The organism is Pseudomonas sp. P5_A12 (assembly GCF_056400685.1).
The window spans coordinates 1-12169 of the sequence record NZ_JBFUKU010000171.1; the positions used below are offsets into that span (position 1 = coordinate 1).

Genomic DNA, 12169 nt, shown 5'->3' on the forward strand with positions numbered 1-12169 from the left:
GCGTTGTGTCAGCCAGCACAACTTCAACTGACCCACCGCTATCGCCGGCAGGCCAGCTCCCACAGTTGATCTCTGTTGTTCCCAAAAAACTTATGACTGGAAACCTCATCATGACCAAGACCTACCTCTCTCAACCAGTCAAAGCACTGGCCCTGGCCCTCGGCCTGTTCAGTTCGGCGGTTTTCGCCGCCGAAGCACCGCTGAAAATCGGCACCACCGCCGCCTTCGCCATTCCCCTGGAAGCCGCCGTCGAAGAAGCCAAAAAACAAGGCCTGCAAGTCGACCTGGTGGAGTTCAGCGATTGGATCGCCCCTAACGTCAGCCTCGCGGCCGGCGACATCGACGTGAACTATTTCCAGCACGTGCCGTTCCTGGAAAACGCCAAGGCCGCTTCCGGTTTTGACCTGGTGCCGTTCGCGCCGGGGATCATCAACAACGTCGGCCTCTACTCGAAGAAATACAAAAGCTTTGACGAGCTTCCGCAAGGCGCCAGCGTGGCCATCGCCAACGACCCGATCAACAGCGGACGCGGCCTGCAACTGCTGGCCAAGGCTGGCGTGATCACACTCAAACCTGGCGTCGGCTACAAGGCCACCGAAGACGACATCATCGCCAACCCGAAGAACATCAAGATCCTGCAGGTCGAAGCCGTGCAGCTGGTTCGCGCCTACGACGATGCTGATCTGGTCCAGGGCTACCCGGCCTACATCCGTCTGGCGAAGACCTTCGATGCCAACTCTGCCCTGCTGTTCGACGGCCTCGACCACAAGGAATACGTGATCCAGTTCGTGATCCAGCCTAAGAGTAAAACCGACCCGCGCTTGATCAAATTCGTCGACATTTACCAGCACTCGCCAGCCGTTCGTGCCGCCTTGGACAAGGCCCACGGCAAGCTCTATCAAGCCGGTTGGGAAAGCTGAGAATGACGGCCGCCACTCAATTGCGACTGGAGATTCCAGAGCTCAAAAACGCCCGACACACCGAACTGCACCCGGAGCTCAATCGGGCCCATGTGCGCTTCATCGGTCTGGGTAAAACCTACAACGGCCAGCAAGGTCCGGTGGCGGCGTTGCACGGCATCGACCTGGCGATCCAGCGCGGTGAAGTGTTCGGCATTATCGGCCGTAGCGGTGCCGGCAAATCGTCGTTGATCCGCACCATCAACCGCCTGGAGCAACCGAGCACCGGGCGTGTGCTGATCGATCAGGTGGACATCGGCGAGTTCGATGAAGACCGCCTGGTGGCGCTGCGCCGACGGATCGGCATGATCTTCCAGCACTTCAACCTGATGTCGGCCAAAACGGTGTGGCAGAACGTTGAGTTGCCGTTGAAAGTCGCCGGTGTGCCCAAGGAAAAACGCGAGCAGAAGGTGAGAGAACTGCTGGAGCTGGTGGGCCTGCAAGGCAAGCACGCGGCCTATCCGGCGCAGTTGTCCGGCGGGCAGAAACAGCGTGTGGGCATCGCCCGCGCGTTGGTGCATGACCCGGCGATTTTGCTCTRCGACGAAGCCACTTCGGCGCTGGACCCGGAGACCACCCAATCGATCCTCGGCCTGCTGCGCGAGATCAACCAGCGCCTCGGTCTGACCATCGTTTTGATCACCCACGAGATGGCGGTGATCCGCGATATTTGCGACCGCGTCGTGGTGCTCGAACACGGCAAAATCGTCGAGCAAGGGCCGGTGTGGGAAGTCTTCGGCAACCCGCAGCATGAGGTGAGCAAGACCTTGCTTGCCCCCCTGCAACACGCCCTGCCGGAAGAACTGCAAAGCCGCTTGCAGACACACCCGTACTCTGTGAATGCTGCTGTTGTGTTGCGTTTGCAGTTCACCGGCAGTGCCACCGATGAGCCGGACCTGGCCGCGTTGTTCAGCGCCCTCGGTGGACGCGTGCGCTTGCTGCAAGGTGGCGTGGAACGGATTCAGGGCCATGCGCTGGGGCAGTTGTTGTTGGCGGTCACTGGCTCGCCGTTCGATGCCGAAGAATTGAACCAGCGCGCCAGCCAGTTTGCACAACAAGTGGAGGTGCTGGGTTATGTGGTTTGATCGCTTGCTGCAAGGCTTCATCGACACCTTCCTGATGGTCGGCGTGTCGTCATTGATTGCACTGTTGGCGGGTATTCCGCTGGCGGTGTTTCTGGTCACCAGTTCCAAGGGTGGCATCTACGAAGCACCGACCCTGAACCGCGCCTTGGGCGCGTTCGTGAACCTGTTCCGCTCGATTCCGTTCTTGATTCTGATGGTGGCGCTGATTCCGTTTACCCGACTCATCGTCGGCACCACGTATGGCGTCTGGGCGGCCGTCGTGCCGCTGACCATCGCCGCGACGCCGTTCTTTGCACGGATTGCTGAAGTCAGCTTGCGTGAGGTGGATTTCGGCTTGATCGAGGCCGCACAAGCGATGGGCTGCCGGCGTTGGCACATTATCTGGCATGTGCTGCTTCCCGAAGCGCTGCCGGGGATTGTCGGGGGGTTCACGATTACCCTGGTGACGATGATCAACTCGTCGGCCATGGCCGGGGCGATTGGCGCCGGTGGGTTGGGTGACATTGCGTATCGGTATGGGTATCAGCGCTTTGACAGTCAGATCATGTTGACGGTAATCGTGTTGCTGGTGGCGTTGGTGGCGGTGATTCAGCTCGGTGGGGATCGCTTGGCTCGCGGGCTCAACAAACGTTAACCGAGATGGCCGCCGCGACACACACTTTGTAGCAGCTGGCGCGGCTTGACTGACTGGCATTAAGACAATCTCCGCGCCAAAGGGTAAGTTTTCGTACAGGAAAATCAGAGGTTCCGAAGGTCCGTTCCCTTTCATTTGCAGGACATTTCCTAGATCATTCCGCTCGCTTGCGCCTGCCAAATTCGGTGGCTAGTCTCGGTCCTTCACTGCTCATCAGTGATCGGGTTTAGTCGCCCGGACCGGACGCATAGTGCTACCCATATTCAGGTGTTTTTTTATGGCCTGAAATCTATGGTGGCTGTGCGTAGGGCACCTTCGGGTGCGCCGGTTCCCGGTGTCCGGTCGACTAACCTGCGTGCAGCCGCCACCCCCTATTCGTTTAGTCGCGAAATCGGTTGGCTCCAACTACATCGGAGTTTTACCAATGAAAAGATCTGTACCCGATCCACCTCCCGAAACCTCCACTAACGAAACCGCCACTGACGACTCGCTCCGGGATCGATCAGCGCTCTACCGTGCCATTGATTTCTACCTCACTGGCGATCAACCCTCACCGCCCGATGAACTGCGCTTCTACAACGTCAGCGAGGATGTGAGCTTTGAAGACACCCAGCTCTATGTCGCCGACCTGCTGCGCTGTGCTTCGGTGACGGCGTATCAGTGTGGCGATCACCTCAAAGGGGCGGAGCGCGCCATGGTGTTTTCGGTCTGGCATTTGCTGGAGATTGCCAAAGCCATGGTTGATCGCTCCATTGATTGTCTGGGGATGAAGCAGGGCTGAGTTTTTGGTCGTCAGTCCTACCGTAATCGCGAGCAGGCTCRCTCCCACAGTTGATCTTCAGTGGACACAACATTTGAGTCCGACGCGGTTAAATGTGGGAGTGAGCCTGCTCGCGATGGGCTGCGAAGCAGCCACCGGCCTCATGGCGTATATTCGGCAAACCCCAATTGCCTGCGCAGCCCGCTCATGAAACAGACTCCCGACGACCTCCAGCAGATCACCGCCACCACCCTGGGCCACTACAACTCGGTGGCCGAGGGTTTTCGCGACGGCACTCGTGATCACGATGTCAGCCAGAACATTGATGCCCTGTTGCGACACATTCAAGGCGAGGCACCGTTCGACATTCTCGACTTCGGCTGCGGCCCCGGCCGCGACCTGCAAACCTTCACGCGCATGGGGCATACCGCCGTCGGCCTCGACGGTTCGGAAAAGTTTGCACAGATGGCGCGTGAGGACAGCGGTTGCGAGGTCTGGCAGCAGGACTTCTTGAAGCTGGATTTGCCGGCCGAACGCTTCGACGGGATTTTTGCCAATGCAGTGCTATTTCACATCCCGCGCCAGGAACTGCCGCGAGTGTTGAAGCAATTGCGTGGGGCGTTGAAACCGGGTGGGGTGTTGTTCAGTTCCAATCCCCGTGGGGAGAATCAGGAGGGCTGGAACGGGCCGCGGTATGGGGCGTATCACGACCTTGCGGCGTGGCAGGATTTGCTGACCGAGGCGGGGTTTGTGGAGTTGGAGCATTACTACCGGCCAGCGGGGCTGCCGCGGGAGCAGCAGCCTTGGTTGGCGAGTGTCTGGCGGCGCGCCGATTGATCGTTCCCACGCTCTGCGTGGGAATTCAGCCAGTGACGCTCTGCGTCACATCCCAGGGACGCGGAGCTTCCCGAGAGGCATTCCCACGCGGAGCGTGGGAACGATCATTTGTTACTGGGCCTCTTTCTTCGGCTCGCGAATCTTGTACCAGGCCACGTAAAGCGCCRGCAAAAACAGCAGCGTCAGCAACGTCGCGACGATGATCCCGCCAATCATCGCGTAAGCCATCGGCCCCCAGAACGCTTCCCGGGCAATCGGGATCATCCCCAGGCTCGCGGCCGCCGCCGTCAGCAGGATCGGCCGGCGGCGATGCTCGGTGGCCTGTACCACCGCGTCCCACGGCGCATAGCCCTTCTTCTCGTACTCATCGATCTGGGTCACCAGAATTACCGAGTTACGAATGATGATGCCGATCAGCGCCAAGATCCCGAGGATCGCCACAAAGCCCATCGGCGTGCCCGTCGGCACCAGCGCGATCACCACGCCGATCAGGCCCAACGGCGCGACGCTGGCCACCAGGAACATCTTCTGCACGCTGTGCAACTGGATCATCAGGAAGGTTGCCATCAAAAACACCATCAACGGCACGACCTTGGCAATCGGCCCCTGGGCCTTGCCGCTCTCCTCAACCGTACCGCCCGTGGCGACTTTGTATCCCACAGGCAACGTGGCGGCGAAGGCATCGATGGACGGCTTGAGGACTTTCACCAGGTCCGTTGGCTGAATGTCGTCGCGCACGGCGGCCTTGATGGTGATGGTCGGCAAGCGATCCCGTCGCCACACCAGCGGTTGCTCCAGTTCGTAACGCACCGTGGCAAACGCCAGCAGCGGAATCGACGTGCCGTTCGGCGAGACGATCTGCAAGTTCTGCAGGGTTTCCGGTGTGCCGCGTTCGGAGTCCACCGCACGGCCGACCACGTTGATCAGGTAGATATCGTCATCGACCTGGGTCACCGGCGCGCCGCTGACGATGCCATTCATCAGGTTGGCCACGTCCTCGGAAGACAACCCCAGTTGTCGCGCCTTGTCCTGGGCGATGTCGATGCGCAGCACTTTGCCCGGCTCGTTCCAGTCGTAAATGATCTCGCCGATGTGCGGGTTCTTGTCCATTTCGGTGGCCAGGTCGATAGCGTGACGGCGAACCTGGTCGATGTCCTTGCCGCTGACCCGGTACTGGATCGGACGGCCCACCGGCGGGCCCATTTCCAGGGCCTGGACGTAGCCGCCAATGCCGACGAAGTCCTTGCGCAGGATATCGCGGATCCGCTGGCTCAAGGCTTCACGGGATTGACCTTTGCTGACGATCACCAGCTGCGCGTAGTACGGGTTTTGCAGTTGCTGGTCCAGTGGCAGGTAGAAACGGATCGCGCCCTGGCCGATGTAGGTGCTCCAGCGCACGATGTCCGGATCATTCTTGAGCTCGGCTTCGAGGCGATCGACCGCTTTGCGGGTTTCTTCGATCGAGGCGTTTTGTGGCAGGTTCAGGTCCACCAGGATTTCCGGGCGATCCGAAGACGGAAAGAACTGGTTCTGCACGAAGCGCATGCTGTACACCGACAACGCGAAACACAGCACGGTGATGCCGATGGCCCACCAACGATTGCGCATGCACCACAGCAAGCCGCCGTTGAAGGCTTTGCCGACACGCCCGGGTTCTTCTTTGTGAGGTTTCACCTTGGTGCTGAGGATGTGCACGCCGAGCACCGGCGCAAACAGCACCGCCACCACCCAAGACACCAGCATCGCGCAGGCAATCACCGCAAACAGCGTGAAGGTGTACTCCCCGGCGGAGCTGGCGTTCAGGCCGATCGGCACAAAGCCCGCCACCGTCACCAGCGTACCGGTGAGCATCGGGAACGCGGTGGAGGTGTAGGCGAACGTGGCCGCCTGCTCCTTGGTCTCGCCCAGTTCCAGGCGCGTGACCATCATCTCCACGGTGATCATCGCGTCGTCCACCAACAGGCCGAGGGCAATGATCAGTGCGCCAAGGGAGATCCGCTGCATGGTGATGCCGCTGTACTCCATGAACACAAACACCATTGCCAGCACCAACGGGATCGAGCACGCCACCACCAGCCCGGCACGCACACCGAGGCTGATGAAGCTGACCACCAGCACGATGATCACCGCCTCGAACAGCGCACTGGTAAAGCCACCAACGGCCTCTTCCACCACCACCGCCTGATCGGACACGTTGTACACGCCGACCCCCACTGGCAGGTCGGCGGTCAATTGGTCGATCCGTTCATGCAATGCCTTGCCGAACGCCTGGACGTTGCCGCCCTTCTGCATGGCAATCGCCAGGCCGATGGCCGGTTTACCGTTGAAGCGGAACTCCGGTGATGCCGGATCGACGTAGCCGCGACTGATTTCGGCAATGTCAGCCAAACGATAGAAACGGTCGTTGAGTTTGAGGTTGACCTCAGCGAGGTCTTTCTCCGAGGCAAACTGCCCCGAGGTCCGCACCGAAATCCGCTCCGGGCCGGCCTCGATCACCCCCGCCGGGGTCACGGCGTTCTGCGATTGCAGGCTCTTCACCACCTGAAGCTGATCGATGCCCAGCGCCGCGAGTTTGCGTGTGGAGAAATTCAGGTACAGCACTTCGTCCTGCTGGCCGACCATCTCGATCTTGCCCAGCCCCGGCACGCCGCGAATTTCGGCGCGGGCCTGTTCCACATAGTCGCGCAACTGACGCATCGTCAGGCCATCGGCGGTGAAGGCGTAGATCGAACCGAACACGTCACCGAACTCGTCGTTGAACCCGGGGCCCTGCATGCCTTGGGGGAACTGCCCACGAATGTCGTTGATCTTCTTGCGCACCTGGTACCAGATTTCCGGGATGTCTTTGGCATTGGTGGTGTCGCGCAAGTACACGTAGACCGTGGATTCGCCGGGCCGCGTGTAGCTTTTCACGTAGTCGAGAGAATCGAGCTCTTCGAGTTTTTTCTCGATGCGGTCGGTGATCTGTTTAAGGGTTTCCTCTTGGGTCGCACCCGGCCATTTACTCTGGATCACCATGGTCTTGATGGTGAACGAAGGGTCTTCTTCGCGCCCCAGGTTGAAATACGAGAACACCCCCATGAGCAACGCGACGAACATCAGATACCAAACGAACGACTGATGCTTGAGGGCCCATTCGGAGAGGTTGAAAGGCCCTTTCATTGACTGTCCTCGTCAAATTTCACTGATTGCCCCGGTTTGAGGCTGTGTACGCCGGCACTGACCACTCGCTCGCCGTTCTTTACGCCACCGGCCAGCACTACGGTGCTGTCGGTGCGGCTGATGATCTTGACGTCTCTGGGCGAAACGGTTTTGGTCTGTGGATCAATCACCCAGATGCGTGGTGTGCCATCGACCTGCTGCAACGCGGTGAGGGGCAGTTCGATGCGCGGCTTGATCGCCGAGCTCAGGGTGACGCTGATCGCGGTGCCCAAACGAAAGCCTGGCGGCGTTTCAGCGAGGGTCAGGCGCGCACGACGGGTGCGCGTGGCACTCTGTGCCTGGGGCTCGATTTCGCGGATGGTTGCGGTGGTGTTGGTGTTCGGATCGAGTTGGGCAGCGACCTGAAACACCACATCAGTGGGCAATTGATCAACCAGAGTATCGGGCAGGTCGATCACCGCTTCCTTGATGTCCGGTTGCGCCAGGGTCACCACCTGCTGGCCGGCGCTCACCACTTGGCCGGCCTCGGCGTTCCACGCGGTGACCACGGCTTTGTGGTCGGAGCGCAATTCGGTATAGCCGAGTTGATCCTTGCTCAGATTGACCGCTGCCTTGGCCTGGTCGAGGGAAGCCTGGGTGGTTTTCAGCTGAGTCAGGGCATCGTCCAGCTTCGCCTGCGCGCCGACCCCGCGATCAAACAACGACTGCTGCCGCTCGGCGTTGGCCTGGGCATTGATCAGTTGCGCCTGGATTTTCGCCAGGTCACCCTGGGCTGAACGTAATTGGTTTTGCTGGTCGGAAGGATCAAGGGTGGCCAGCAGCGTGCCCTTGTCGACCTCGGCCCCGACATCGACGTTACGGCTGGCGATTCGCCCGGCCACGCGAAAGCCGGTATTGCTTTCATAGCGCGCCTGAATGCTGCCGGCAAAGCGGCCCAGATCCTCTTCGTTCAACGCCTGGACCTTGATCGACAGCACCGGACGTACCGGTTCCGGCGGCGGCTCGTTTTTGGAGCAGGCGCTCAGCACCAGCCCGATGGACAACGCCCATAAAAGCTTCATGGCTTGGCTCCCCCGCCCAGATCCTTGTAGGTATTTTCGGCAATCTCGACTTCCATGCCCGGGTGCAACAACTGCCCACCGGCGATCACGACTTTTTCCCCACCTGTAAGCCCTTTGCTGATGATGACCTTGCCTGTCAGGTAGCGGCCAACCGTGACGTTGTGCAACTGCGCCTGCCCCTTGTCGTCGACCAGCCAGACGGCGGGCTCACTGATATTTTTGGTCAGAGCCGACCACGGCAGCTCGACCGCCGACTTGCCTGCGCCCTTGGCCGTGGCGCTCACCACCGAACCCAGTTGCATGCCCGGCGGCAGGCTATCGATGCCCACCTTGACCTGCACGGTGCCGGACTGTGCGGACACCGCCGGGGTCACTTCGCGCACGGTGCCGGTGGTTTTGATCTCGGGGTTATCGAGCAGGCTGAGGACAATGGTGTCATCCGTTGGCTTCTCGGCCAGCAGCGCTTCATAAACGTTGAATACCGCGTCCCGATCGCCATCCCGGGCCAGGCTGAAAATCGGCATCGTTGCCTGCACCACCTGGCCGACTTCGGCCTGACGCGCAGTAATGATGCCAGGGGCATCGGCAATCAGTGCGGTGTAGCTCAGTTGATCCCGGGCATTGGCCAACTGCGCCTGGGCCGCGCTCAAGGCGCTCTGACTGCTGCGCAACGCCGCCTGGGCCGCGTCGTACTCGCTCTGGCTGGTGTAGCCCTTAGGCAGGAGTTTTTCCTGGCGCATGAACGCCGCTGCACTCTGTTTGACCCGGGCCTGTTCGGCGACGACTTGCGCCTGGGCCGAGTCGACATTGGTCTGCAAGTCTTTGGGATCGAGCCGGGCCAACACTTGTTTGGCCGTCACCCGGTCACCGACATCGACTGAACGCTCGATGATCTTGCCACCGACGCGGAACGACAGCTCTGTCTGTACCCGGGCCTGGATGTCGCCGGTGAGGGTCACTGGGGCGGCGTAATCCGCCGGTTGGACGACTTGAATGAACACCCTTGGCAGGTATTCTTGGACGGGCTCTTTTTTATCGCACGCCGTCAGCAGGGTGACGACGCTCAAGGCCAGAATGGCTTTCAATCCGGGAACCGCCATGCAAACTCCTTGGCCTTTTTCATGGACAACACGACACAGAGCTTAGAGCAGCGTTCCTGGCTTGCACACCCCGGCTCATGAAGAAAAAAGTTGTAATAATTTAAGCCGAAAACACTTGCCATGGACGGCTGCGCATACTCGACAATGCCCGCCGATTGATCCCGCCAAGGAATGCACATGCTCAACACCCTCGCGGTGGCCAATTACCGCTCAATCAATAAATTGGTTATCCCGCTGGGTCGTTTGAACCTGATTACCGGCCCCAATGGCAGCGGCAAATCCAATCTTTACCGGGCACTACGCCTGCTCGCGGAAACCGCTCAGGGCGGCGTGGTCAATGCACTGGCCCGTGAGGGCGGGCTGGATTCGACCTTCTGGGCCGGGCCGGAAAACATTACCCGGCGCATGCGCAGTGGTGAAATCCCGGTCCAGGCAACGGTGAGACACAGCGTAAAGCGACTGCGACTGGGGTTTGCCAGCGAGGATTTCAGCTATTCGATCAGCCTCGGACTGCCCGATTCCAACGGCCACTTCATGCTGCCCGAACACCCTTTCCCTATTCCGTCACGTTTCAGCCTCGACCCGCAAATCAAGCGTGAGTGCGTCTGGGCCGGCCCGATCTATCGCCCGGCGAGTCTGCTGGTGGATCGCAACGGCCCGATGATACGTGCCCGAGCCAATCGCAGCTGGGATGYACTGGCCCAACACACGCCGAATTTCGACAGCCTGTTCGATCAAGTCGGCAGTTTGCGTTCTTCGCCGGAGGTTCTGGAATTACGCGAATTCATCCGTCGCTGGCGCTTCTACGATCATTTTCGCAGTGACGCCGACGCCCCCGTGCGCCAGCCGCAACTCGGCACCCGCACGCCAGTGCTGCACCACGACGGTCGCGACCTGGCGGCAGCCTTGCAGACCATCATCGAAATCGGCGACCCCGAGGCTTTGCGAGCCGCGATCAGCGACGCCTTTCCCGGTGCGAGACTCCACATCGAACCCCTGGCCGGCGGACGGTTTTCCATCGAGTTTTATCAGGAAGGGTTACTGCGGCCGCTATCAGCCGCCGAATTGTCGGACGGGACGCTGCGCTATTTGCTGCTCGTCGCTGCGCTGCTAACGCCACGCCCACCCACGCTGATGGTGCTGAACGAGCCAGAAACCAGCCTGCATCCAGACCTGTTGCCGGCGTTGGCGCGGTTGATTATCCGGGCGTCGGAGCAGTGTCAGGTGTGGGTGGTGTCCCATGCGCGGCGGTTGATTTCGGCGTTGCAGGAGGACCCCGAATGCAATTGCATCGTGCTGGAGAAAAACCTCGGCCAGACCGGGATTGTCGGGCAGCGGATGCTGGATGAGCCCGCGTGGAACTGGCCGGACTGATCGGCGACTGAAATACCGCTATCGCGAGCAGGCTCGCGATGACGGCCGAAAGATCACCGCAAAGGTTGAAGAATCACCCCTGCCACTTCCCACCCTCGACAATCACGCTCTCAGGCTTGGTGTCATCGCTCAGTTCCTTGCGTACATACTGGTCGTACAGCTTGAGCAGATATTTCTCCTCACCCAGCTTCGCCAGCTCGGCGTTCACCCAGTCTCGCAGCTCGATATTGCCCTTCTTCACGGCCGGGGCAATCGGTGCTTCGGCGCCCAGGGTCTGGCTCAACACGCGATAACCAGGGTTCTGTTTGGCCCAGCTGAACAGCACCAGATTGTCTTGCGCATACGCATCACCGCGACCATTGGCCAGGGCTTGCAGCGATTCGGAGTTTTTCTCGAATTTCAGCAGTTTCCAGTCCGGATGGTTTTTGGTCAGCCAGATGTCCGCGGTCGTACCAGTGGTGACGATGGTCGTGCGCGTGGCCAGGTCATCGAGGTTTTTCACGGTGCTGGCTTGTGGTACCAAAGCCTGTACCGCGACTTTCAGGTTCGGGTTGGTGAATTCCACCGCTTCCTTGCGCTCCGGGGTGACCGTCATGTTGGCCAGGATCAGATCGACCTTGTCACTTTGCAGGAACGGGATCCGGCTGGCCGGTTCCACTGCGACGAACTCGACTTTGTTTTCATCGCCTAACAGATCCTTGGCGAATTGACGGCCAATGTCGGTATCGAAACCGACGTAGCGCCCGGCTTCATTGACGAAGCCGAAGGGTGGCTTGTCGGTAAAGACGCCAACGATCAGCTTGTCCCGGGCTTTGATTTTTTCCAGGTAGCTGGCACTGGTCGCGGCAGGCTTGGCGGGTTCTTCGGTTTTGTTGCAACCGGCCAGCAGCGCGAGGCCGAGCAGCGGGAGTAGCAGCAGTGAAGTCTTGGCAGTTTTCATAGCAGTTCCAGTTCCTTTGTTTGAGTCGTTTGGGGTAGTGCGGCGACGTAGGAGAACTTCTCCAGGAACTGCTGCGCTCGTGCGGTTTGCGGGTTCGTAAAGAAAATCTCGGGAGGGTTTTGCTCAAGAATTCGCCCGCCATCCATGAACACGATGCGATCGGCCACGGCGCGGGCGAAGGCCATTTCGTGGGTGACGATCAACAGGGTCATGCCTTCACGGGCCAGGTCCTGTATGACTTCCAACACCTCCTTGAC

At 60.1% G+C, this 12169-nt stretch carries 10 protein-coding genes and 1 pseudogene; 6 read left to right on the forward strand and 5 right to left on the reverse strand.

Annotated features, from left to right (window positions below; genetic code table 11):
• The first annotated feature begins 110 nt into the window (after positions 1–110).
• The 5 genes from AC1DSG_RS20465 (at position 111) to AC1DSG_RS20485 (ending at position 4275) form a co-directional block, all read left to right on the forward strand.
• Complete coding sequence (locus AC1DSG_RS20465) at positions 111–920, forward strand: MetQ/NlpA family ABC transporter substrate-binding protein (RefSeq protein ID WP_477792508.1); 810 nt, start codon at positions 111–113, stop codon at positions 918–920.
• 2 nt (positions 921–922) lie between these two features.
• Positions 923–2044 carry a methionine ABC transporter ATP-binding protein gene (locus AC1DSG_RS20470; RefSeq protein WP_477792509.1) on the forward strand — a complete coding sequence of 374 codons (1122 nt, stop codon included), beginning with the start codon at positions 923–925 and terminating at the stop codon, positions 2042–2044.
• Positions 2034–2678, forward strand: a complete 645-nt coding sequence (locus AC1DSG_RS20475; RefSeq protein WP_477792510.1) for a methionine ABC transporter permease — start codon at positions 2034–2036, stop codon at positions 2676–2678. Before AC1DSG_RS20470 ends, AC1DSG_RS20475 begins: the two co-directional genes overlap by 11 nt.
• A 424-nt stretch (positions 2679–3102) precedes the next feature.
• A complete protein-coding gene (locus AC1DSG_RS20480; protein ID WP_477792511.1) occupies positions 3103–3459 on the forward strand; it encodes a DUF6124 family protein in 357 nt (118 codons plus the stop codon).
• Positions 3460–3645: 186 nt separating this feature from the next.
• On the forward strand, positions 3646–4275 hold the full coding sequence (locus AC1DSG_RS20485) for a class I SAM-dependent methyltransferase (RefSeq protein ID WP_477792512.1): 630 nt from the start codon (positions 3646–3648) through the stop codon (positions 4273–4275).
• A gap of 111 nt (positions 4276–4386) precedes the next feature.
• Here AC1DSG_RS20485 and AC1DSG_RS20490 read toward each other — a convergent pair whose 3' ends face one another.
• From AC1DSG_RS20490 to AC1DSG_RS20500, 3 genes are read right to left on the reverse strand one after another with little or no spacing between them, the layout of a single operon-like run.
• On the reverse strand, positions 4387–7437 hold the full coding sequence (locus AC1DSG_RS20490) for an efflux RND transporter permease subunit (protein ID WP_477792513.1): 3051 nt from the start codon (positions 7435–7437) through the stop codon (positions 4387–4389).
• Positions 7434–8498, reverse strand: a complete 1065-nt coding sequence (locus AC1DSG_RS20495; protein ID WP_477792514.1) for an efflux RND transporter periplasmic adaptor subunit — start codon at positions 8496–8498, stop codon at positions 7434–7436. The genes AC1DSG_RS20490 and AC1DSG_RS20495 overlap by 4 nt, the downstream gene beginning before the upstream one ends.
• Positions 8495–9598, reverse strand: coding sequence for an efflux RND transporter periplasmic adaptor subunit (locus AC1DSG_RS20500; RefSeq protein ID WP_477792515.1), 1104 nt, complete (start codon positions 9596–9598; stop codon positions 8495–8497). The genes AC1DSG_RS20495 and AC1DSG_RS20500 overlap by 4 nt, the downstream gene beginning before the upstream one ends.
• A 177-nt stretch (positions 9599–9775) precedes the next feature.
• Between AC1DSG_RS20500 and AC1DSG_RS20505 the strand changes: the two genes are divergently transcribed.
• On the forward strand, positions 9776–10972 hold the full coding sequence (locus AC1DSG_RS20505; RefSeq protein WP_477792516.1) for an AAA family ATPase: 1197 nt from the start codon (positions 9776–9778) through the stop codon (positions 10970–10972).
• Between the two features lie 73 nt (positions 10973–11045).
• On the opposite strand, the gene AC1DSG_RS20510 is transcribed toward AC1DSG_RS20505, so the two are convergent.
• Together AC1DSG_RS20510 and AC1DSG_RS20515 are read right to left on the reverse strand one after the other, a co-directional pair.
• Positions 11046–11912, reverse strand: a complete 867-nt coding sequence (locus AC1DSG_RS20510) for a transporter substrate-binding domain-containing protein (protein ID WP_477792517.1) — start codon at positions 11910–11912, stop codon at positions 11046–11048.
• Positions 11909–12169 (reverse strand): annotated as a pseudogene (locus tag AC1DSG_RS20515) (amino acid ABC transporter ATP-binding protein); the annotation flags it as partial. The gene AC1DSG_RS20510 and the pseudogene AC1DSG_RS20515, both read right to left, overlap by 4 nt.